This is a genomic window from Nocardioides sp., from assembly GCF_047607365.1.
Lineage (GTDB): Bacteria > Actinomycetota > Actinomycetes > Propionibacteriales > Nocardioidaceae > Nocardioides.
Genome location: NZ_JASGDD010000017.1, coordinates 1 through 20995, shown reverse-complemented (window position 1 = coordinate 20995; position 20995 = coordinate 1). Strand labels below are relative to the sequence as shown.

Annotated in this window: 23 protein-coding genes; 11 read left to right on the top strand and 12 right to left on the bottom strand. The window is 71.7% G+C overall.

All coding sequences use genetic code 11. The features are described 5' to 3' along the window. Positions 1-22: 22 nt before the first annotated feature. Positions 23-1180: a glycosyltransferase gene (locus QM572_RS01685; RefSeq protein WP_415089363.1), complete on the top strand. Its 1158-nt coding sequence runs from the start codon at positions 23-25 to the stop codon at positions 1178-1180. Here the strand turns inward: QM572_RS01685 and QM572_RS01680 are convergent. Genes QM572_RS01680 through mca form a run of 3 tightly spaced genes read right to left on the bottom strand, consistent with a single transcriptional unit; the run spans position 1134 to position 3377 of the window. Further along, complete coding sequence (locus tag QM572_RS01680) at positions 1134-2168, bottom strand: TerC family protein (protein ID WP_415089361.1); 1035 nt, start codon at positions 2166-2168, stop codon at positions 1134-1136. The two genes, QM572_RS01685 and QM572_RS01680, sit on opposite strands and share 47 nt — an antisense overlap. 16 nt (positions 2169-2184) lie before the next feature. Beyond that, entirely contained in the window at positions 2185-2448 is a 264-nt protein-coding gene (locus tag QM572_RS01675; protein WP_415089358.1) for a hypothetical protein, read from the bottom strand. After that, a complete protein-coding gene (gene mca, locus QM572_RS01670; protein WP_415089356.1) occupies positions 2448-3377 on the bottom strand; it encodes a mycothiol conjugate amidase Mca in 930 nt (309 codons plus the stop codon). Before mca ends, QM572_RS01675 begins: the two co-directional genes overlap by 1 nt. Before the next feature lie 41 nt (positions 3378-3418). Between mca and QM572_RS01665 the strand changes: the two genes are divergently transcribed. After that, a complete protein-coding gene (locus QM572_RS01665) occupies positions 3419-3814 on the top strand; it encodes a DUF4307 domain-containing protein (RefSeq protein WP_415089354.1) in 396 nt (131 codons plus the stop codon). A gap of 90 nt (positions 3815-3904) precedes the next feature. Here QM572_RS01665 and greA read toward each other — a convergent pair whose 3' ends face one another. Beyond that, positions 3905-4417 (bottom strand): transcription elongation factor GreA, encoded by a 513-nt coding sequence (greA, locus tag QM572_RS01660; protein ID WP_415089352.1) that lies wholly within the window; start codon positions 4415-4417, stop codon positions 3905-3907. 123 nt (positions 4418-4540) lie between these two features. Here greA and msrA point away from each other — a divergent pair, with 123 nt between their 5' ends. The 6 genes from msrA (at position 4541) to QM572_RS01630 (ending at position 9393) form a co-directional block, all read left to right on the top strand. Next, on the top strand, positions 4541-5188 hold the full coding sequence (gene msrA / locus QM572_RS01655; RefSeq protein WP_415089349.1) for a peptide-methionine (S)-S-oxide reductase MsrA: 648 nt from the start codon (positions 4541-4543) through the stop codon (positions 5186-5188). A 246-nt stretch (positions 5189-5434) separates the two neighbouring features. Next, entirely contained in the window at positions 5435-5710 is a 276-nt protein-coding gene (locus QM572_RS01650; RefSeq protein ID WP_415089347.1) for a hypothetical protein, read from the top strand. A gap of 34 nt (positions 5711-5744) precedes the next feature. Next, entirely contained in the window at positions 5745-6023 is a 279-nt protein-coding gene (locus tag QM572_RS01645; protein ID WP_415089345.1) for a YegP family protein, read from the top strand. Positions 6024-6214: 191 nt separating this feature from the next. Further along, a complete protein-coding gene (locus QM572_RS01640) occupies positions 6215-6640 on the top strand; it encodes a sigma factor-like helix-turn-helix DNA-binding protein (RefSeq protein ID WP_415089343.1) in 426 nt (141 codons plus the stop codon). 70 nt (positions 6641-6710) lie between these two features. Then, entirely contained in the window at positions 6711-7514 is an 804-nt protein-coding gene (locus tag QM572_RS01635) for a hypothetical protein (RefSeq protein ID WP_415089341.1), read from the top strand. A 376-nt stretch (positions 7515-7890) separates the two neighbouring features. Beyond that, on the top strand, positions 7891-9393 hold the full coding sequence (locus QM572_RS01630; RefSeq protein ID WP_415089339.1) for an amidase: 1503 nt from the start codon (positions 7891-7893) through the stop codon (positions 9391-9393). Between the two features lie 10 nt (positions 9394-9403). Here QM572_RS01630 and leuE read toward each other — a convergent pair whose 3' ends face one another. After that, positions 9404-10066, bottom strand: coding sequence for a leucine efflux protein LeuE (gene leuE / locus QM572_RS01625; RefSeq protein ID WP_415089337.1), 663 nt, complete (start codon positions 10064-10066; stop codon positions 9404-9406). Positions 10067-10123: 57 nt separating this feature from the next. On the opposite strand from leuE, the gene QM572_RS01620 reads away from it, so the two are divergent. Continuing rightward, entirely contained in the window at positions 10124-11260 is a 1137-nt protein-coding gene (locus tag QM572_RS01620) for a CARDB domain-containing protein (RefSeq protein WP_415089335.1), read from the top strand. Between the two features lie 4 nt (positions 11261-11264). Here the strand turns inward: QM572_RS01620 and QM572_RS01615 are convergent, their stop codons facing one another. The 4 genes from QM572_RS01615 to QM572_RS01600 are packed head-to-tail and all read right to left on the bottom strand — an operon-like array spanning position 11265 to position 16820. Then, positions 11265-12038: a TSUP family transporter gene (locus QM572_RS01615; protein WP_415089333.1), complete on the bottom strand. Its 774-nt coding sequence runs from the start codon at positions 12036-12038 to the stop codon at positions 11265-11267. A gap of 7 nt (positions 12039-12045) precedes the next feature. Then, positions 12046-14097, bottom strand: coding sequence for a vWA domain-containing protein (locus tag QM572_RS01610; protein ID WP_415089331.1), 2052 nt, complete (start codon positions 14095-14097; stop codon positions 12046-12048). Beyond that, positions 14097-15419, bottom strand: coding sequence for an MFS transporter (locus QM572_RS01605; protein ID WP_415089328.1), 1323 nt, complete (start codon positions 15417-15419; stop codon positions 14097-14099). The genes QM572_RS01610 and QM572_RS01605 overlap by 1 nt, the downstream gene beginning before the upstream one ends. 6 nt (positions 15420-15425) lie before the next feature. Beyond that, entirely contained in the window at positions 15426-16820 is a 1395-nt protein-coding gene (locus QM572_RS01600) for a magnesium chelatase (RefSeq protein WP_415089326.1), read from the bottom strand. Positions 16821-16866: 46 nt separating this feature from the next. Between QM572_RS01600 and QM572_RS01595 the strand changes: the two genes are divergently transcribed. Continuing rightward, entirely contained in the window at positions 16867-17985 is a 1119-nt protein-coding gene (locus tag QM572_RS01595) for a GAF domain-containing protein (protein WP_415089324.1), read from the top strand. Positions 17986-18005: 20 nt separating this feature from the next. On the opposite strand, the gene QM572_RS01590 is transcribed toward QM572_RS01595, so the two are convergent. Together QM572_RS01590 and QM572_RS01585 are read right to left on the bottom strand one after the other, a co-directional pair. Then, positions 18006-18641, bottom strand: coding sequence for a response regulator (locus QM572_RS01590; RefSeq protein WP_415089322.1), 636 nt, complete (start codon positions 18639-18641; stop codon positions 18006-18008). Between the two features lie 52 nt (positions 18642-18693). Further along, on the bottom strand, positions 18694-19077 hold the full coding sequence (locus QM572_RS01585; RefSeq protein WP_415089320.1) for a winged helix-turn-helix transcriptional regulator: 384 nt from the start codon (positions 19075-19077) through the stop codon (positions 18694-18696). 49 nt (positions 19078-19126) lie between these two features. Between QM572_RS01585 and QM572_RS01580 the strand changes: the two genes are divergently transcribed. Next, positions 19127-20110: a zinc-dependent alcohol dehydrogenase family protein gene (locus tag QM572_RS01580; protein WP_415089318.1), complete on the top strand. Its 984-nt coding sequence runs from the start codon at positions 19127-19129 to the stop codon at positions 20108-20110. An 89-nt stretch (positions 20111-20199) separates the two neighbouring features. Here QM572_RS01580 and QM572_RS01575 read toward each other — a convergent pair. Further along, positions 20200-20995, bottom strand: a 796-nt coding sequence (locus QM572_RS01575) for an ATP-binding cassette domain-containing protein (RefSeq protein WP_415089316.1), incomplete at its 5' end; no start/stop codon positions are given.

Below are 20995 nucleotides of genomic sequence, written 5' to 3'. Positions count from 1 at the left end.
CGCCGCCGCCTAGCGTGGGTGCATGACGAGGGTGCTGTCCCTCTACGAGGGCTTCTTCGCAGGCGGGGCACGGATCCTGCACACCGGTGTCGTGCGCAGCCTGCACGCCACCACCGACCAGCGCCACCGCGTGCTCAGCCTGACCAACCGGGTGACCCGCGAGTTCACCATCCAGGCGATCGAGGCCGACACCTCCTATCGGCGGCTCGTCGCGGCCGGCGTCCCGGTGCGAGCGCTCGACCGCGGCCCCGGCGATCCGATGCGCGCCCTGGACCACCAGCTGGTCGCGCGCGAGGTCCGCGGCGCGGACGTCCTGCTCTCGCTCAAGGAGCAGCCCCTCGTCGAGCTCGCCCGGACGGGCACGCGGGGCCGCCCGCTCGTCGTCGCGCTCCACCGCAGCGACCCCGAGCACTCCGGGCCGGGGCTCGACGCGCTGCGACAGCTGCACCGGACCGGCCATCTGAGCGCCGCGGTCTGCTGTTCGCAGGCGACCCAGCGGGCCTATCACGCGGCGACCGGGATCCCGCTGGAGCTGCTGCCGGTGATCCCCAACGGGGTCGACCTCTACCGCTTCTCCCCCGACGACGCCCGCCGCGCCGCCGTACGCCGTGAGCTCGGCATCCCCGCGTCGGCGCCGGTGATCCTCATCGCGGCCCGCTTCGACGAGATGAAGGACGTCCCGACCTTCCTGCGGGCGGCGCGGGCGTTCCTGCGGCGCCATCCCCGCGCGCACGCCATCCTGTGCGGGGCGGGCCTCACCGCCGACAACCCCGAGCTGCTGCGGCGTCTGACGCTGCGGATGCGGCCGCGGGTGCACGCGCTGGGGATCCAGTCGCGGATGGCGGGGATCTACAACGCCGCCGACGTGGTGGCGCTGACGTCGACCTTCGGGGAGGCGGCGCCGCTGTGCCTGCTCGAGGGGATGGCGTCGGGCGCGGTGCCGGTGACCACCGACGTCGGCGACGCCGCGCTGATGGTCGGCGACCCGCGGCTGGTCACCTCACGCGACCCGCGCGAGATCGCCGACGCCTGGACCCGTGCCCTCGACGACCGCGACGAGCACACCGAGCGGATCGCCCGGCACCGGCAGCGGATCAACGAGCAGCACTGCTTCGACGCCTACGCCAAGCTGCTCACTCGGGTGAGCGAGACGACTCGCGCCGCGAGGCCCAGAGGCTGAGCACGGTCGTGACGACCAGCGTCCCGACGATGACGACCAGCGAGAGCCAGATCGGGATGTCGGGGGCCCACCCGACGTGGTGGCCGCCGTTGATGAACGGCAGCTCGTTCTCGTGGAGCGCGTGCAGGATCAGCTTGACGCCGATGAATCCGAGCAGGAACGCCAGCCCGTAGGAGAGGTAGATGAGCCGCTTCAGCAGGCCGCCGATGAGGAAGTAGAGCTGGCGCAGGCCCATCAGCGCGAAGAGGTTCGCGGTGAAGACGATGTAGGGATCCTTGGTGAGCCCGTAGATCGCCGGGATCGAGTCCAGCGCGAAGAGCAGGTCGGTGGTGCCGAGCGTGAGGATCACGAAGAACATCGGAGTCAGCAGGCGCTTGGTGACGCCGTCGACGGTGACCTTGTGGGTGATCGACGTGCTGTGCCACTCCTTGGTCGCGGGCAGGTGGCTCTCCGCCCACTGGACGAGCCTGTTCTCCTCGTACTCGTCGTCGTCATCGCCGCCCTCGCGGGCGAGCTTGACCGCCGTCCACACGAGGAAGAGCCCGAAGAGGTAGAACACCCACGAGAACTCATTGATCGCCGCGGCGCCGATCACGATGAAGACCGCCCGGAAGATCAGCGCGAGCACGATGCCGATCATGAGCGCGGTCTGCTGGAACCGCCGCGGCACGTTGAAGTTGGCCATGATCACGATGAAGATGAACAGGTTGTCCACCGACAGCGAGTACTCCGTCAGCCAGCCGGCGAAGAACTCCGTGGCGGGATGCGGCGACAGCTCGTGCGGCTCGGCGAAGATCGCCAGCCCGATGCCGAAGAGCACGGCGAGGCCGACGAAGAAGATCAGGTGACGGCTGACCTCGCGCATCGTCGGCTCGTGCGGCTGGCGGGCGATGACCAGCAGGTCGACCGCCAGCAGTCCGATCAGCAGGACGAGGGTGATGCCCCAGACGAGGGGGGAGGCGACGGAGTCTCCGGTGAGGGCGGCCATGTACGAGGCGAACGACTCAGGCGTCGCCGGAGTTCCGCACCCGGTTGCCCCGTGCGTCGCGGTCGTGCTGGGTCGGCAGGATCCCCGCCTCCCGGCTGCGCTGAGCCTTGCGGAACTGCTTGGCCATCGAGAAGGCGAGCACCACGACGGCGGCGAGGAGGAGCAGGAAGATCGCGAAGGCCGTCCAGCCGGCCTTGACGTCCTTCGCCTCGGGGACGGGGTCGGCGAGACGGAGCGCGGAGGTCGCGGCATCGCCGGCGAGAAGGACGAGGTGGTGCATCAGAGATCCGATCCGGGGTCGGCGGCGATGCCGGCGAACAGGTCGTCCTCCGGCTGGTCATGGGTGGGGTGGCTGTCGACGAAGCTGGTCACGAGCTCGAAGTCCTCGGTCGGCCAGACCTCCTTCTCGATCTCGCGCGGCATCGCGAACCAGAAGCTGTCCGGGTCGATCTGGGTGGCGTGGGCGAGCAGGGCCTGGTCGCGCACGCCGAAGTAGTCCGCGCACGGCACCTTGGTGGTGACGCGCTCGTCCCACGCCTCGTCGCGGCTCCACTTCTCCAGCCGCTCGCCCCAGTGCGACTCCAGCCCGTGCGCGAGCATCGCCTCGTGCATGGCGACGGCCTTCGGACGGCTGAAGCCGTGGTGGTAGTAGAGCTTGCTGACCTGCCACGCCTCGCCCAGATCGGGGCGGTACGCCGGATCGGCGGCCCTCTCGAAGGCGGCGACCGAGACGACGTGGCACGCGATGTGGTCCGGGTGGGGATAGCCGCCGTTCTCGTCGTACGTCGTCATCACGTGCGGCCGGAAGTCGCGGATCAGCGTGACCAGCGGGACGGCCGCCTCCTCGACGGGCACGAGGCCGAAGCAGCCCTCGGGGAGCGGCGGCTTGTTGCCCTCCTCGTCGGGCTCGGGCCAGCCGGAGTCCACGAAGCCGAGCCAGTCCTGCGTCACGCCGAGGATGTCGCGGGCGCGCTCCATCTCCTGGCGGCGGATCTCGTGGATGTTCTCGAGGATTCCGGGCCGGTCCATCCTCGGGTTGAGGATCGAGCCGCGCTCCCCGCCGGTGCAGGTGACGACGTGGACGTCCACGCCGTGGTCGGCGTACATCGCCGTCGACGCGGCGCCCTTGCTGGACTCGTCGTCGGGGTGGGCGTGCACGTGCATGAGCCGCAGGCCCTTCCACTGCGAGGCGCGGGGGTGCTCGGGCATGGGATTCAGTTTAGTGGCGGCGTAGGTGGGAGGATCGCGGGGTGAGCGATCAGACCCTGCGCGAGCGCTACCGTGCCCGTCCGTCGCGATGGGGAGCGGTGTTCCTCGCGATCGGCGCGGTGCTCCTGGTCGGGCTGGCCGCCTGGCTGGTGTGGGTGATCGCGATCAAGGTCAACCCCGCCGTGACGTCCAGCCTCTCGCAGTGGGAGGTGGTCGACGAGCACACGGTCAGCGCGACGGTGACGGTGCACCTCGACGAGGGCGCGACCGACCCGTCGTGCCTGCTGCGGGCGACGGCCGAGGACCACACGACCGTGGGCGAGCTGCCGTTCACCCCGGTCGACGGGTCCAACGAGATCACCGTCCGCACCGAGCGGCGCGCGACGTCGCTGGAGTCGGTCGGCTGCACCGCGCACGGCCAGAACGACCCGCGCTGAGCGGATCGCGTGCCGGGCGCCTGCGGCGCCCACGGCAACCCACGACTCGCGGCCTACGACGACAACGCCGGCGCTGCGCCAGGCGCCTGGTCAGCCCGCGAAGCGGGCGACCTTGAGGACTTCGACCTTGAGCGGGCCCCGCGGGCCCTCGAAGGTGACGACGTCGCCGGCGGACGCGCCGATGAGCGCGCCGCCGACGGGCGACTGCGGGGAGCTGATCTCCAGGCCGTCGGCGTACTCGGTCATCTCGATGGAGGCGATCAGGCGGGTCTCGGCCTCGTCGTCGTCATCGCCCTCGAACTTGAAGGTGACGACGGTGCCGGGGCCGACCACGCCGTTGTCGGTGGGCTCGCTGGTGTCGACCTGGCGGAGCATCGCCTCGAGCTGCAGGATCTCGCCCTCGAGCCGGCCCTGCGCCTCGCGGGCGGCGTGGTAGCCGCCGTTCTCCTTGAGGTCGCCCTCGTCGCGGGCAGCGCTGATCTCAGCGACGATCTTCTCGCGCTGGGGACCCTTCATGTCCTCGAGCTTCGCGGTGAGCCGGTCGTAGGCCGACTTGCTCAGCCACACGACCTCGGCGTGAGGGTTGTCGATCTGCTGCGTCATGGGTCAGTCGCTCCTGCTTCGTCTTGCGGATCGGGGAAGTCTACGCCCCTCGTGGGAACGACGCCGAGGCTCGGCGTGTTACACAGGCGTCAGCATCCGCTCGGCAACCACTCGGAGGTCCTCATGTTCGGTCGCCCGACCCGTCTCTTCCCCACCGACGCCACCCTTGCCGGTCGCGACGAGGCGAGCTTCGCCCTGCCCGCCCGCCACCGCGTGCTCGGCACCCCGCTGGACGCGACGCCCGGCGACGGCGCCACCCCGGCCGGCCTCGAGGTGGCCTACTTCGGCCTCGGCTGCTTCTGGGGCGCGGAGGAGATCTACTGGGCGAAGCCCGGTGTCTACTCCACCGCGGTCGGCTACCAGGGCGGCACGACCCCGCACCCGTCGTACGAGGAGGTGTGCACGGGCCGGACCAACCACACCGAGGCCGTGCGGATCGTCTTCGACCCGGCCGTCATCTCCTACGACGACCTCGTGAAGACGTTCTTCGAGGTGCACGACCCGACCCAGGGCATGCGCCAGGGCAACGACGTCGGCACGCAGTACCGCTCGGCGATCTACTACACGACGCCGGAGCAGGCCGAGGCCGCCGAGCGCCTGACGAAGGTGTACGGCGAGGAGCTCGCCCGTCGCGGCTTCGACCCGATCACCACCGAGGTCCTGCCGGCCCCGACGTTCTACTTCGCCGAGCCGCTGCACCAGCAGTACCTCGACCGGGTGCCCAACGGCTACCGCTGCCACGCCTCCACGGGCATCGCCTTCCCCGCCTGATGGCCTGGATCGCCGGCGAGGCGCTGATGCCTGTCGGAGGTCGATGACACACTCGGCTCGCAGACCATCGTCTTCGTGAGGGCTTGAGCGAATGGCGCAGGAACCGGGTCGGACAGGCTCTACGTCAAGGTGCTCTGCGCCATGGCCGACGGTGGGATGGGCGGTTCCGAGGAAGACGAGCCGCGAGCGCTGTAGTGGCAACTCGGGTGTCCCAGGGACAGGCACATCTCCCGGCATGATGGCGCCGTGGCCATCTCGATCATCGACCTACATCTCAAGCCGGGGGCGTTGGCCAAGCTCGCCGGCAAGCACCATCTGAGCGAGGACGACGTACGCGAGCTGATCCCATGGCCGGCTCGAATCCCCGTGGCCTTCGACGACGACCCTCGGCACGGGCCGCGCTGGGTCGCCCTGATTCGACTGTCCGGTGGAGAAGAGTTCTTCGCAGCTCTCACTCCACGGCCCGAATACGACGGCGAAAGGGCGACATCGTGGGAGCTCATCACGGCGTACTGGCTCTGACATCGAGGCCGGCGGGCCGCCTATGATGGGCCTCATGGCCGACTGGATCGCCGACCCGGAGTTGACGCGCGAGGAGAAGATCGCGCGCTTCTCGGCGCTCGGGCCAGAGCCGACGACGGGCCCGGCCGCGGATGACGGCGGCACGTTCGAGATCTACGAGGAGAGGGCCGGCACGTTCCGCTTCCGCCTCAAGTCCCGCAACGGCCAGGTCATCGCCACCGGGGAGGCTCGCGGCACACTGTCCGCGGCCAAGAAGGACATCGAGGCGGTCAGGCGCGCCGCCGGAGCCGCCGTCGTCGAAGTCTCCACCTGATCAGCCGAGGGCAACGGCGAGGAGGCCGCCTTGGACGAAGGAGGTTGATCGATCCGGGACCAAGCTATGGAACCTTTCGACCCCCGCCACCCCTCTTACCTCTCGTGAAGGGAACGACGGCGGCCCTGCACGCCGAGTTCAGCCGCTTTGCCGACCAGGCATGGCCGAGACTCGTCCGAGCGGGTGTCCTGATGGGCAACAAGCCCCACGCCGCTGAGGACGCTGCCCAAACGGTTCTGATGGCCTGCTATCGGCACTGGCGCAAGATCGGTCGCCTGGCGGATCGGCCGGACGCCTACGCATTCCGAGCTCTGCGGCGGGAGCTCGGGCGCAGCCGTGACGCGAAAGAAGTCAGCGTGGATCCTCACGCGATGCCGGAGTTATCCGGCCGTCCGAGCCGAGGAGAAGACAGTCTCCCGTCCGAAGGGGCACCGGTTCGCGCGGCGCTGATGACGCTGCCCATGCATCAGAGAGAGGTCGTCGTCTACGCCTTCTACCTCGACCTTCCCGATGGAGAGATCGCACGAGTTCTCGACATCCCGATCGGAACTATCAAAAGCCGCAAGTCACGGGCTCTGCACGCACTTGAGCAGCTGCTCGAGTCAGCCAACACCTGACGAAGAACGCACAAGTGACCGCACTGCGCCGCATTCCGTGGTCTGGCACCGTTCGAAGGAGAAACGGACAATGAACGAGGATTCCCTCAAGGAACAGCTCAGCCGCGAGGCCGACATGATCGTCCCGGGGCCGGCCCCGACGAGTTCCGTCGAGCAGGCGGTACGCGGCCGCAGGCGCCGCAATCTCATCGCTGCGGGAACCGGGGCAGGAGTACTCGCGGCAGCGGTCGCGATCGGTTCCTCCCAACTGTCCGGCAGCGACGGCGACGGACCCGTCGCGGCCGATGCCCCCGACGCCTCGGCAGCCATCTCGCAGACCTCCGGCGCACCGGGCCGGATCGTCGCGACGTCACACGTGGACGCGTCCCTCAAGCAGTACTACCCGAAGATCGCCGACCTGCTGACCTCTCCCGCAGCCAACGCGATCGTCACCGGGACAATCACGGATGTCTCTTACGAGTCTGCCGAGGGCATCGCGAGCACGATCCTGACCGTCAACGTGTCCCGAAACCTCTACGGGAAGACCGCGCAGACCATCAAGGTCCATGAGGACGGCGGGTATCTGCCTGCGTCCGAGGTGATCGCCGAGCTCAAGCAGAAGGATCCGACGGTCGAGCCGACCCTCGACCCGAAAGGTTTCGTCGATGTGCAGTTCGAAGGCGCAGCACATCCCCTGGTCGGCGACAGTGTCGTGCTCGTCCTGACGAACGACCCCAACCCGGGACGCGAGGGCGACTACATGGAAGTCAGCTCGGTCTACGGACGCTTCACCCTCAACAAGGCTGGCACCTACCAACGAACCGGGGACGGTGAAGGATTCCAGACCACCACTGACCTGCCCAGCCTCCAAGCCCTCGCCAAGTCTCGGTCCTGACCCCGACGAGTTCGGCAGAGCTGCTCACCACCCGGCGACGTGGTGAGCGGGTCGTTGGCGACGCGCGGTCAGACTGATATGCGCGGGTTGGTTACCGCAGGACGGGGTGTTCGGCAGGAGCGGTCCGCTCGTCTAGCGGTCGAGCGTCGCCCGGTCGTTGGGTGGGCCTGGCTGCTCCAGCACCAGTCGGCCAACTCCGGGCGATGGCGACGTTCGCGACCACCGTCCGCGAGACCCTCACCACCGAGGAGCGCATCGAGCGGCTGCGACGCAATCTCGCCGACTTCCTCGGCCGCGTCACCACCGCCTGAGGCGCGGCGTACCGGAAGGCGGCATTCGTCGACCGCGCGGCCGGGCACGCCGTTACGCTGCGACGGTGGAGCTCGCCGACTACCTCACCTCCGACGCGACGACCCTGGCCGGGCTGGTGGCCGACGGCGAGGTGAGCGCGACCGAGCTGCTGGCGCTCGCCCGACAACGCGCGGCGCAGGTGAACCCGCGACTCAACGCGATCGTCGCCACGCTGGACGAGGTCGCCGACGAGCGTGCGGCCGGTCCGCTCTCCGGACCGTTCGCGGGTGTGCCGTTCCTGGTCAAGGACCTCGCGCAGGAGTACGCCGGGTTCGCCACCACCGACGGCTCCCGCTCCCTCGCGGACGACGTCGCCGACGAGCACGCGCTGATCACCCAGCGGCTGCTCGACGCGGGCGTGGTGGTCTTCGGGAAGACCAACACCCCGGAGTTCGGCGCGAAGGGCATCACCGAGGACTCACTGCTGGGCACGGCGCACAACCCGTGGCGCCTCGGCCACACGCCGGGCGGGTCGTCCGGCGGGTCGGGGGCGGCGGTCGCCGCGGGCATCGTCCCGGCGGCCGGGGCCAACGACGGCGGCGGCTCCATCCGGATCCCGGCGGCCTGCAACGGACTGGTCGGGCTCAAGCTGAGCAGGGGCTGGACGTCGTACGGGCCGCAGCACGGGGAGTCGATGTTCGGGATGGTCACGCAGGGCGTGGTGTCGCGGACGGTCCGGGACAGCGCGGGACTGCTCGACGCGGTGGCGGGGGCACCGGACGGCTACGCGTCCTCGGTGACCCGGCGGCCGGACTCGTTCCTGGCGACGCTCGACGAGCGGCCCGCCGGACTGCGGATCGGCTACTCCAGCTCCTCGGCGATCAACCCGCATCCGGACCCCGAGGCGGTCGCCGCCGTCGAGGGCGCGGCCGCCCTGCTCACCGAGCTCGGGCACCACGTCGAGGAGGTCGCGCCGCCGTACGACGACGGGGCGCTCGCACGGGACTTCCTGACGATCTGGTTCGCCCAGCTGCACGGGCAGGTCAGCGAGATCAAGCGCCGGCTCAAGGCGCCCGACAGCGCCTTCGAGGCCGACACGCTCGCGGTCGCCGAGATCGGCCGCGCCGCCGGGGTCGGTGCGCTCTTCGCGGCGCTCGACCACGTGCACACGCACATCCGGGCCCTGGCGGGCTTCCACGAGCGCTACGACCTCTTCCTCACTCCCACCCTGGCCAAGCCACCGCTGGAGGTCGGGTCGATCGCGACGCCGAAGCCGCTCCAGGCGGCCTCGCGGATCATCGCCAAGGTCCACGCGGGCCGGCTGCTCAACGCCACCGGCGTCCTCGACCAGCTGATCAGCGACAACCTCGGCTGGGTGCCGTACACGCAGCTCGCCAACCTCACGGGCCGGCCCGCCGTCTCGGTGCCGTTGCACTGGACCGCCGCCGGGCTGCCGCTGGGCGTCCAGCTGGTCGGGCCCCTCGCCTCCGACGCCCTGCTGCTCCGCGTCGCCGCCCAGCTCGAGGAGGCGCGGCCGTGGTTCGGGCGGTACGCCGAGCTGGACCCCGCGCTGGAGCGCACCGCCTGAGCCCGTCGGGTCAGTGGACGCTGGCGAGTGAGAGCTTGACGGCGAAGCCGAGGAAGATCGCGCCGACGCCGGACGTCGCCGCGGCACTCAGGCGCCGCCGGCGGCGGAAGGCGGCGGCGAGGCGGTCGCCGCCGAAGATCAGCACCGTGAGATAGGTGATCGAGCAGACCTGGGCGATCGTGCCGAGCAGCACGAACGACAGCCACGGCTTGTCGTAGCCGGGGTCGACGAACTGCACGAAGAACGCGACGAAGAAGAGGATCGCCTTCGGGTTGAGCAGGCTGATCAACAGCGCGCGGCGGAAGGGACGCTCCAACGCGGCCGGCGAGACCTCGACCTCGCCGTCGGCGACGGCCGCCACGGTCCGGCGGCCCCGCCACAGGCCGATCGAGGCACGCACCATGCCGATCGCGAGCCAGGCGAGGTAGCCGGCGCCGGCGTACTTCACGACGTCGAAGACGACGGGGTTGGCCTCGATCAGCGACGCGACGCCGCAGGCCGACAGGGTCATGATGACGGTGTCCCCGACCCAGACGCCCGCGGCGGCGCGATAGGCACGGCGTACGCCGGCGCGGGCCGCGACGGACAGGACATAGAGCGAGTTCGGGCCGGGCAGCAGGATCACGACGATCGTCCCGATCAGATAGGTCCGCAGATCGGTGACGCCCAGCACCCGTGCAGGATAGGAGCAGGCCTCGCGCCGAGGCGAGTCATGACGGATCATGACGTCATGAGGATGCTGCTCGGGGCGGTCACGGCCGCGGTCGTGCTCGTCGCCGGGCAGTCGGCGCCGGCGTCGGCGCGACCGGCTCACCGGGCCGACCTCACCGTCGCCGGTGGGTCCGTGCAGCGGTCGGGCGACCGGCTGACCGCCACCGTCGCGGTCCGGAACGTCCGCTCGTCGCGAGGCGCCCGCGCACGGCGTACGGCGGTCGCGCTGGTCGCCCGGTCCGGGACCGTCACGCGGGCGCTCGCCGGCGTCCGCCTGCCGGCGCTGGCCAACGGCCGGACCCGCCGGGTCGGGCTGAGCGCGACCACGACCGGGCTCGCGGCCGGCACGTGGACGGTCGAGGCGTGCGCCGACCCCGGCCACCTGGTCCGGGAGCGGCGTGAGGGGAACAACTGCCGCGTGCTCGGCCGGGTGAGCGTGGCGGCGACGGCGGCGGGCCTGTGCGGGACGCCGCTCTGCGCGCCGCTCTCCCTGGCGACCGACGACGAGGCCAGCTACACCGACGCGACCGGCACCTACTGGACCTACATCCCCTCCGACCTCGGCAGCGCGCCGGCGGCGGTGCTGATCTGGCTGCACGGCTGCGGCGGCGACCACGGCGACGCGTGGGGCGCGGCGGACTACTGGAGCGAGCACTACATCGCCCTGCTGCCCGACGGCGCCGAGGGCGGCTGCTGGGACATGGACACCGGGCCCGACCGGGTCGTGGCCGCCGTACGGAGCGCGATCGCGCACTTCCCCGTGGACCCGAAGCGGATCGTGATCGGCGGCTACTCCTCGGGCGGCGACCTGGCCTACCGCACGGCCTTCCTCCACGCCGACCTCTTCGCCGGACTGCTCGCGATGAACACCGCGCCCTTCCGCGACAACGGCACGTCCGCGGCGGTGGCCGCGCAGGCGGCGTGGCGGCTGCCCGTCTACCACCTCGCCCACGACCAGGACGAGACCTATCCGCTGGCCGAGGTCCAGGCCGAGATCGACCAGCTCGAGGACGCCGGGTTCCCCGTGAGCTTCGAGCACGTCGCGGGCGAGCACTGGAGCGAGCCGTCGTACGACGGCGCGCCGGACGGCACCTGGTGGGACTTCCAGCACCGGGTGGTGAGGGACCACATGGGCCTCGGCTGGACCGCGCCGTAGGGGCCTAGGAGACGAGCCCCCACGCGATCCGGACCGCGAAGGCCGCCACGACGACGATGAAGAAGGCCCGGACGAGCCCGGTGCCGACGCGCAGCGCCGTCCGGGCGCCGAGCCAGCCGCCGACGAGGTTGCACAGCCCCATCACGATGCCGAGCCGCCACATCACGACGCCCTGCGGGACGAAGACGACCAGCGACGCGAGGTTGGTCGCCCAGTTGGCGAGCTTGGCGCGGGCGGTGGCCTCGAGGAAGGAGTAGCCGACCAGGCCGACCAGCGCGATGGTGAGGAACGATCCGGTGCCCGGCCCGATCGACCCGTCGTAGAACCCGATCGCCGCGCCGACGACGCCGAGCGCCACCAGCTCCGCGGCGCCGTGCCAGCGCAGCGCGGTGTGGACCCCGAGCGCCGGCCGCAGCACGACCCATCCGCCCACGCCGATCAGCACGACGAGGATGATCGGGTCGAAGACCGCGCGGGGCACGTGGCTCGCCACCGCCGACCCGGCGGCCGAGCCTCCGAAGGCACAGGCCATGAAGGTGAGCGCGGTCCGCGGATCGGGGCGGACGGTGCGGGTGAAGGTGACGGCCGCCGCAGTGGTGCCGCAGAGGGAGGAGAGCTTGTTGGTCGCCAGCAGGTGCACCGGCGCCAGGGCGGGGAACGCCACGAGCAGGGCCGGGAGCTGGATCAGCCCGCCGCCGCCGACGACCGCGTCGACGTAGCCCGCCGCGAGTGCCGCGAGGCCGAGCAGCGCCAGCAGGGTGGGGCTGACGTCGGGCACCCGAGGATTATCCAGCCCACCAGCCGCGGCCGCCCCAGCCCAGCCCGCCGCCGTCGTACGACGTCCCGGAGCTGCCCGAGCGACGGCCGAGGTAGGAGCCGACCACGGCGGCGCCGAGGTCGTCGAGCTCGGGGGCGACTACCGAGCCGTCGACGCGGCGCGCCATCTGCTCGACGAAGCGCGCGAGCCCGGGATCCTCCCCGAGCCGGAAGAAGGTCGCCTGCGCGCCGATCCGGCGGGCGTTGTCGAGCTCGCGCACGGTGAGGGCGATCGTGCGCTGCTGCGGCGGGTAGGCGAACGAGACCTCGCCGTCCGCCTCGAGATGCGACGTCGGCTCCCCGTCGGTGACGATGAGGAGGACCGGCTGGGCGTTCGGGTGCTTGCGGAAGTGACGGTTGGCCAGCAGCAGGCCGTGATGCAGGTTGGTGCCCTTGTCCCACCGGGCGTCCAGCGCGGTCAGCTCCTCGATCTCCATGACGCGGGCGGCGCGGCCGAAGGCGATCAGCTGGAGGTCGTCGCCGCGGAAGCGGCTCCGGATGAGGGTGTGCAGCGCGAGCGCGGTGCGCTTCATCGGCACCCAGCGCCCGTCCATCGCCATCGAGAACGAGGTGTCGACCAGCAGCGCGACGGCCGCCTGGGTGCGGTCCTCGGTCTCCTGGACCTCGATGTCCTCGAGCTGGAGGCGCAAGCCCCCACTCGACCCGCCGGGAGGCCCCACTCGCGGGGACGGAGGCCCCATTCGGCGGGTGGCGTTGAGGAGGGTCCGCGGCAGGTCCCACGGCTCGGTGTCGCCGAACTCCCACGCCCGGGTGGAGCCGGTGAGGTCGCCGGTGGCGCCGGCACGGCGGGTGTCGCGCGATCCCTGACGTCCGGTGAGCTTCTGCGCGACGTCCTTGAGCAGCGCCTTGCCGAGCTGGCGCATCGCCTTGGGCGTGAGCCGCAGGTCCCCGTCGGAGCCGCGCTCGAGCTGGCCGGACTCGCGCAGCGCACGCTCGAGGTCGCGCAGGGTGCGCGCGTCGACGGCGGCCGACTCGCCGAGCTGGCGGGCCAGGGCGTCCAGGTCGATGTCGTCCATCCGGGCGCCGCCGTAGGACTGGGAGAGCTGCTCGGCGAGCCGGTCGAGCTCGCCGAGGTCCTGCAGGACGCCGGTGCCGTCGCCGAGCCCGAGGCCCTCGCCGCCGGAGCCGCCGAACTGCTCGGAGCCGTACCAGTCCTCGCCGGGCCGCAGCGACTGGAGGTTGCCGTCGAGCCGGGCGAGCTGGTCCATCAGCGCCGGTGACCCGAACGCGGCCGCGGAGAGCTCCATCAGCTCGGCCCGCTGCTCGGCCGTCATCGAGTTGAGCATCCGCTGCGCGGCCGCGGCCCGGGCGGCGAGCGAGTCGAGCAGCTCGTCCAGCGTCTGCGGATCCTCGGGAAACTGCGATCCGTGCTTGGCCATGAACTCCGCGAAGTCCTCGTCCGTGTCCTCTCCGCGAGCGCGCTTCTCGAGCAGCTCGTTGAGGTCGGAGAGCATCTCGTTGATCGCCGCCCGGTCCTCGTCGGTGGCTCCCTCGAGCGCCCGCTTCATGCCGGCGAAGCGCTGGTCGAGAATCTCCCTGCCCAGCAGGTCCTTGATCTGCTCGTAGGCCTCGCGGGCCTCCCGTGACTGCCAGTCGTACGACGCCAGCTCGGTGACCGCCGCCGCCGGGCTCTGGCCTCCGGACTCGGGCCAGGCGTTGGTCAGCTGCATCTCCCGGAACGCCCGGTCCGCGTCGTCCATCATCGCGTCCCGGGCGAGCTGCTTGCGCTCCTCCAGCACGGCACGATCGAGCAGCTCGCGCACCTCCCGCAGGGTGCCGTCGAGGTGGTGCCGGTCGAGCAGCTCCCGCCGCCGCTCGGCGACGCGGCGGGCGAGGTCGTCGAGGCCCGCCTGGTCGCGGCCGCCGCGGCGCAGGAACTCCCGCATGGCGCGCTCGGGCGAGTAGCCGGCCATGACGTCCTCACCGATCGCCTCCAGCGCCTCGGCGAGATCGACGGGCGGGGCGAGCGGGTCGCCGCCGTCGTACTTCTGATAGCGCATCAGGCCACCACCCCGGGAGCGTCGATGATCGGACGGACATCGGCGTACTGCCTGCTGAGCTGGCCGTAGGCGCGACTGCGGAAGGCGGCGACGGCCAGGGCGACCGTGCCGAGCCCGGTGAGGAGGAAGGCAAGGCCGATGCCGCGGACCTCGCCGGTGCCGAGCAGCCACTGCCAGGTGTCGCGGCCGGAGTCGGAGTTGAGGTAGGGGATCAGGGCGAACTCCGCCAGGGGCGCTGCCAGGAAGGCGGTGATCGGCGTGGCGCCCGCCTCGCACATCGTCGCGAAGCCGAAGACCCGGCCCTGGGTGGCGAACGGCACGACCCGCTGGATGACGGTCTGCTCGGCGGCCTCGATGACGGGCATGAGCAGCATCCACGCCCAGCAGCCGAGGGCGAAGAGCCACCACCACTCGCGCAGCGTGAAGACGGCGCCGATCACTCCGGTGACGACGACGATGATCAGCATCGTGCGCAGCGGGCGCTCGCCCAGGCCGAGCCTCGCGACGGCCATCCCGCCGATGATGAAGCCGGTCGAGCAGACGGCGAGCACGATGCCCCAGGTCTCCACCGAGAAGAGGGTCAGGCCGTAGGGGTCCATCAGCGCCATGTAGACGCCGCCGAAGAGGTTGTTGAAGGTCGAGAAGATCAGCAGCGCGAGCAGCCCGGGAGCGGCACGTACGGCGGCGAGCCCGCCCTTGAGGTCGGCGCCGCGCTCCGCCGGGTTGCGCTCAGGCTCGTCCTCGGGGATCCGGATGAGCAGCAGGTCGACGAAGGTGAGCACGGTGAGCGCCAAGGCGATGGCGATCGTCCAGCCCATGCCGAGCAGTCCGACGGAGAGGCCGGAGAGCACGCTGGTGACGAGGAAGCCGACGCCCTGGACGGTGCCGACCAGGCCGTTGGCGTTGGCGTGACGCTCCTCGGGGACGAGCAGCGTCACGGTGGTCGAGAGGGCGACCGAGCGCATGTTCTCCAGGACCGCGCCGCCGAGCAGGATCGCGCTGAAGAGCCAGAACCACGGGCCGCTGAGGTCGCTGACCCGGTCCTCGCCGACTGTCCAGAAGAGGACGCCGGCCAGGAGGAAGGCGACCGTGGTGACGACGGCCGAGAGCACCATCACCCGGTGCTTGCGGTGGCGATCGACGAGCGTCCCGAACAGCATGCTGAACGCCGCCACGAGGAGCATGTAGGCGCCGCCGATCAGGCCGTTGGCCAGCACCGACCCGGTCTCGAGGTAGGCCCAGAAGATCAGCGACCACCACAGGTAGCTGGTCGTGATGTTCGCGATGCCGGTGTTGACCAGCACCCGCAGGAACGTCGTCATCGGTGCTCAGCCATAGACCACGTCACGGCCGTCGGTGTCCTTGCCGATCCGGCGGGCGAGGTAGAGCCCCTCCAGCGCGAGCTCCACGGCGCCGGCGCGCTCGCCGTCGTTGCCGGCGCCGAGCCGGTCGCAGACCTCGTCGTAGATCTCGGACTCCCCCAGCCGGGGCAGCCCCTCGAGGAAGGAGCGGGCGGTGACGTGGTCGCCGGTGGTGACCATCGCGCCCGACTCGATCGCGTCGACGAGCAGCGCGAAGTCGATCCCGCGGAGCCGGCTCCGGACGGTCTCGGCGATCGCGGTGCGGAGCAGGTGGGTGAGGATCTCCGCCTCGCGGCCCTCCTCGCCGGTCTCGAACTCGACCTTGCCGCCGAGCACGTCGACCGCGGTCTGCACGTCCACGAGGCGGGCGACGGCGGGCTCGCCGTGCACGGTGCCGCGGCGCAGCGCGGCGGCGGCGATCGTCTCGGCGCCGGCGATCGAGAACCGCGCGGAGACGCCCGACCGCTGGTCGACGGCCGAGGAGGCGCGCAGGTTGCGGGTGAACCGCGCGAGCACCTCGACGAGCACGTCCGGGACCTCGGCGACGAGGTCGGCCTCCTGCCTGATCACGGCGATCTCGTCGGCCAGCTCCAGCGGGTAGTGCGTCCGGATCTCGGCGCCGAAGCGGTCCTTGAGCGGCGTGATGATCCGGCCGCGGTTGGTGTAGTCCTCGGGGTTGGCGCTGGCCACCACGAGTACGTCGAGGGGCAGCCGCAGCACGTAGCCGCGGATCTGGATGTCGCGCTCCTCCATCACGTTGAGCATGGCGACCTGGATCCGCTCGGCGAGGTCGGGCAGCTCGTTGATCGCGACGATGCCACGGTGGCTGCGCGGGATCAGGCCGAAGTGGATCGTCTCCGGGTCGCCCAGCGAACGGCCCTCGGCGACCTTCATCGGGTCGACGTCGCCGATCAGGTCGGCCACCGACGTGTCCGGCGTGGCCAGCTTCTCGGCGTACCGCTCACTGCGGTGGCGCCACGCCACCGGGAGGTCGTCGCCGAGCTCGGCGGCGCGCCGGATCGAGGCGTGCGTGATCGGCTCGTAGGGGTGCTCGCCCAGCTCCGAGCCCTCGATGACCGGCGTCCACTCGTCGAGCAGGCCGACCAGCGTCCGCAGCAGCCGGGTCTTGCCCTGGCCGCGCTCGCCCAGCAGCACGATGTCGTGGCCGGCGATGAGCGCGCGCTCGAACTGCGGCAGCACCGTGTCCTCGAGCCCGTGCAGGCCGGGCCACGGGTCCTCCCCGGCGGCCAGCCGGGCGAGCAGGTTGTCGCGGAGCTCGGCGCGCAGCGGCTTGGCCACGTGCCCGGAGGACCGCAGCTGGCCCAGGGTGGAGATGGACGGAGCGGAAGCGGAGAGCGTCACCCTTTCACGCTACCCACCGCACCCACGCAGCTCTAGGCTGAGCTCGATGAGCGAGCCGCTGCCCACCCTCGAGGCCGCCGACACGACGTCGCGGGTGCTCCTGGAGGCGGTGATCGCCATGTCGAGCGACCTGGACCTGCGCAGCGTGCTGTCCCGCATCGTCCGCTCGGCCGCCGAGCTCACCCACGCGCGGTACGGCGCGATGGGCGTGATCGGGACGGGCGGCGTCCTCGACGACTTCATCACCCACGGGATCGACCCGGAGGTCCAGGAGCGGATCGGCCATCTCCCCAGCGGCCACGGCATCCTCGGCCTGCTGATCCGCCACCCCGAGCCGCTCCGGCTCCAGGACCTGCAGGCCCACCCGGCGTCGTACGGCTTCCCCGCCGGCCACCCGCCGATGAAGACCTTCCTCGGCGTCCCCGTCCGGATCGGCGGCCGGATCTTCGGCAACCTCTACCTCACCGAGAAGCCGGGCGGCTTCACCGAGGCCGACGTCGCCCTCGCCCGCACCCTCGCGGTCGCCGCCGGCGTCGGCATCGAGCGGGCGCAGGCGGTCGCCGACCGCGAGCACCTGGCGGTCCTCTCCGATCGCGAGCGGATCGCGCGGGATCTGCACGACGTCGTCATCCAGCGACTCTTCGCGACCGGCCTGAAGCTCCAGGGCCTGGCGATCAAGGCCCCCGGGGTGGGGGCGGAGATCGGCGGCGCCGTGGAGGCGCTCGACCAGACGATCCGCGACATCCGCGGCACCATCTTCGAGCTGCAGCATCGTGGCGGCAGCTCGCTGCGCAAGGAGCTGCGCGAGGTGCTGCGCGAGTCCGTGCCCGCCCTCGGCTTCCACCCGACCCTCACCACGAGCGGCCCGGTCGACACGGCTGTGCCGGGCCGGATCCGCGAGCAGCTCGTCGCGGTGATGCGCGAGGGCCTGGCCAACATCTCGCGGCACGCCCGGGCCACGAGCGTCGACCTGCACCTCGACGTGGCCCCCGGCGAGGTCACGTTCCGGATCGTCGACGACGGCACCGGCCTGACGCCCGGCGCGCCCCTGTCGGGCCTGCGCAACCTCCGGCGCCGGGCCGAGCAGCTCGGTGGCACCTTCGAGCTCGGCACCCGCGAGACCGGCGGCACGGAGCTGCTCTGGCGCGCCCCGCTCCCCCGCTGACCCCGTCGGCGATCAGCCGGTCAGCCCTTGGTGAGCAGGCGGTGCGCGAGCGCGGCGGCCTGGGTGCGCCGCTCCAGGCCCAGCTTGCCGAGCATCACCGACACGTAGTTCTTGACCGTCTTCTCGGCGAGGAACATCCGCTCGCCGATCTGCCGGTTGGTGAGCCCCTCCGTGACCAGCTCCAGCAGCCGGCGCTCCTGCTCGGTCAGCGCCTCGAGCTCGGGGGCGACCGCCGGCCCGTTGCGGACCCGGTCGAGCACCCGCTGCGCGAGCGACACGTCGATGAGGGAGAGCCCCGACGCCACGGACGTGATCGCCGAGACGAGGTCGGCGGTGCCGATCTCCTTGAGGACGTAGCCCGACGCTCCGGCCATGATCGCGCTGAAGAGCGCCTCGTCGTCGTCGTACGACGTCAGGATGAGCGCCCGGATCTCGGGATCGGCCGCACGGATGTCGCGACAGACCTCGATCCCCGACCCGTCCGGGACGCGGTTGTCCAGGACGGCGACCTGAGGGCGCAGCACGGGGATCAGCCGGAGCGCCTCGGCGGCGGTGCCGGCCTCGCCGACCACCTCGATCTCACCCGATGCCTCGAGGAGGGTGCGCAGCCCGTCACGCACGATCGCGTGGTCGTCAAGCAGGAAGACGGTGATCATCGCGCCAAGAATCGCACACCGCCACGGTGGCCGAGCGGTATCCCCGGAATCCTCAGGCGATCTCGTGGGCTGCCGATTCCGCGACCCGATCGGCGGACTCCTGGAAGTCCGCGACGGCTCCGCCGTGCTCGCGCGCCCAGTCGGTGAGCGTCTCGATCGGCCCGATCAGCGTCCGCCCGAGATCGGTCAGGTCGTACTCGACCTGTCGCGCACTCTCGGCACGGCGCTCCACCAGGCCGTAGTCCTGCAGCCGGCGGAGCGTCTCGGTCAGCACCTTGCGCGAGACGCCGCCGATCAGGTCGACCAGCTCGCCGTGCCGGCGAGGCCGCTGACTGAGGCCGAAGAGGACGAGCGCGGCCCACTTGTCGGCGAGGATCTCCGTCGTCAGCCGCGTGGGGCAGTCCGCCAGGAAGGATGGTCCGGCCGCGTTCTGCATGCCGTCGAAGGTACCAAGAGGTACCTCTCGGCCTCCTAGCGTCGTCGCCATGACACGCATGGTCACCTTCGACGAGTTCGGCGGCCCCGACGTCCTGCACGTCGTCGACGCACCGGTCCCCGCGCCCGCCGCCGGGGAGGTGCGGGTGCGGATCGAGGCGTTCGCCGTCAACCCCCTCGACCTGATGATGCGGGCGGGCGCCTCGCCCGCGCCGGTCCCGCTGCCCGGAGCCCGGCTCGGCGTCGAGGCGACGGGCGTCGTCGACGCGCTCGGCGCCGGCGTCCCGGGTCCGGAGGTCGGCAGCCCGGTAATCATCACGGCGATCCCGGACGCGACGGTGAACGGCAGCTACGCCGAGCACGTCACGGTCCCGGCCGGCAGGCTGATCCCCCGGCCCTCCGGGCTCGGGGTCACGGAGGCGGCCGCGATCTGGGTGGGGTTCTCCACGGCGTACGGCGCCCTGGTCGAGAAGGCGGGGATGCGGCCCGGGGACACGGTGCTGGTCAACGCCGCCTCCGGCTCCGTCGGTCGTGCCGCGATCCAGGTCGCCGACCACCTGGGCGCCGTCCCCATCGCCCTGACCCGGAGCGGCGCGGCGAGGGAGGAGCTGCTCGGGGCGGGTGCCGCCGCGGTCATCGTCACCGACACCGACGACGTTCCGGCGGCCGTCCTCGACCACACCCGCGGTGTGGGCGCGGACATCGTGCTCGACCTCGTCACCGGCCCGCGGCAGGCGGAGCTGCTGGCGGCGGTCCGGCCCGGGGCGACCCTCGTCGCCGCGGGCTTCCTCGATCCCCGGCCGGCGCCGATGCCGTTCGCCCCGGTCACGATCCACCGCTATCGGGGCTTCGAGCACACCCTCGATCCCGCCGTCGTACGACGGATGGCGGTCTTCCTGGCGTCGGCGGTGCGCCTCGGGTCGCTGCGCCCCGCGGTCGGGCCGGTGCTCACCCTCGACGACGTCGTCGAGGCGCACCGCCGGGCCGAGTCGGGCAGCGCGAGGGGCAAGGTCGTGGTGGTCGTCCCGACGTGATGCCCTCCGACCGGAGGCACCGCTCCGGCGAGCCGCACTCCGTCACCGGGGAGCTGCACGGGGTCCTCGGCGCGGGCGTCGGGGGCCGGTTACCCCAGGTCGACGGTGACGTCGGCGCCCGGGAACCCGTCGTGACCGATCCAGACCACGCTGCGCTCGGACCCCGAGAGCACCTCGCCGACCAGCTCGTCGGCCGTCGCGGCGTCCAGATGGGCGGTCGGCTCGTCCAGGACCAGGACCCGCTGGTCGGCGAGCAGGCTGCGCGCGATCGCGACGCGGGCGCGCTCCCCGCCGCTGACCTGCGCGTAGCCATCGCCCAGCCGGGTCGCCAGCCCGTCCGGCAGCGCCTGGAGCCACGGTCCGAGATGCGCGTCGGCGAGCGCCGCCGCCACCTCCGCGTCGCTCGCGCCGGGGCGGGCGAAGCGGACGTTCTCGGCGACGGTGCTGGCGAAGACGTGGGGGTCGTCGTCGACCAGGCCCACCAGGGCGCGTACGTCGTCCGCGGCCGCCGCGGTGAGGTCGGTGTCCCCGAGCCGGACGTGGCCCGTGGCCGGGTCGGTCGGATCGAGGAAGCGCATCAGCAGCGCCGCGAGGGTGGACTTGCCGGAGCCGCTCGGGCCGCGCACGACGAGGGTCTGGCCCGGCTTCAGCGTCAGGTCGACGTCGGCGAGCACGGTCGTGCCTCCGCGGGTGACCGCCGGGTGGTCGAGCACGACGGTGGTGTCGGTGACGGGCTCGGGATCGGCGGCCTCGACGATCGCCGGAGGCTGGTCGAGCAGTGTGTCGAGACGGCGCCGTGCGGCCGCGACGCGCGCGCTCAGCGCGCCGGCGTCGGCCAGGGTCGCCAGCGGCTCGGCGAGGGCCAGCGGGGCGAGGACCAGCAGG

Excerpts from the sequence above, each read along its gene's own strand:
- QM572_RS01580 (WP_415089318.1), top strand. The coding sequence starts at position 19,127 with ATGACACGCATGGTCACCTTCGACGAGTTCGGCGGCCCCGACGTCCTG.
- QM572_RS01585 (WP_415089320.1), bottom strand. The coding sequence starts at position 19,077 with ATGCAGAACGCGGCCGGACCATCCTTCCTGGCGGACTGCCCCACGCGG.
- QM572_RS01610 (WP_415089331.1), bottom strand. The coding sequence starts at position 14,097 with ATGCGCTATCAGAAGTACGACGGCGGCGACCCGCTCGCCCCGCCCGTC.
- QM572_RS01685 (WP_415089363.1), top strand. The coding sequence starts at position 23 with ATGACGAGGGTGCTGTCCCTCTACGAGGGCTTCTTCGCAGGCGGGGCA.
- greA (WP_415089352.1), bottom strand. The coding sequence starts at position 4,417 with ATGACGCAGCAGATCGACAACCCTCACGCCGAGGTCGTGTGGCTGAGC.
- msrA (WP_415089349.1), top strand. The coding sequence starts at position 4,541 with ATGTTCGGTCGCCCGACCCGTCTCTTCCCCACCGACGCCACCCTTGCC.
- QM572_RS01590 (WP_415089322.1), bottom strand. The coding sequence starts at position 18,641 with ATGATCACCGTCTTCCTGCTTGACGACCACGCGATCGTGCGTGACGGG.
- QM572_RS01680 (WP_415089361.1), bottom strand. The coding sequence starts at position 2,168 with ATGGCCGCCCTCACCGGAGACTCCGTCGCCTCCCCCCTCGTCTGGGGC.
- mca (WP_415089356.1), bottom strand. The coding sequence starts at position 3,377 with ATGCCCGAGCACCCCCGCGCCTCGCAGTGGAAGGGCCTGCGGCTCATG.
- QM572_RS01675 (WP_415089358.1), bottom strand. The coding sequence starts at position 2,448 with ATGCACCACCTCGTCCTTCTCGCCGGCGATGCCGCGACCTCCGCGCTC.
- QM572_RS01645 (WP_415089345.1), top strand. The coding sequence starts at position 5,745 with ATGGCCGACTGGATCGCCGACCCGGAGTTGACGCGCGAGGAGAAGATC.
- QM572_RS01595 (WP_415089324.1), top strand. The coding sequence starts at position 16,867 with ATGAGCGAGCCGCTGCCCACCCTCGAGGCCGCCGACACGACGTCGCGG.
- QM572_RS01605 (WP_415089328.1), bottom strand. The coding sequence starts at position 15,419 with ATGACGACGTTCCTGCGGGTGCTGGTCAACACCGGCATCGCGAACATC.
- QM572_RS01620 (WP_415089335.1), top strand. The coding sequence starts at position 10,124 with ATGAGGATGCTGCTCGGGGCGGTCACGGCCGCGGTCGTGCTCGTCGCC.
- QM572_RS01635 (WP_415089341.1), top strand. The coding sequence starts at position 6,711 with ATGAACGAGGATTCCCTCAAGGAACAGCTCAGCCGCGAGGCCGACATG.
- QM572_RS01640 (WP_415089343.1), top strand. The coding sequence starts at position 6,215 with ATGGGCAACAAGCCCCACGCCGCTGAGGACGCTGCCCAAACGGTTCTG.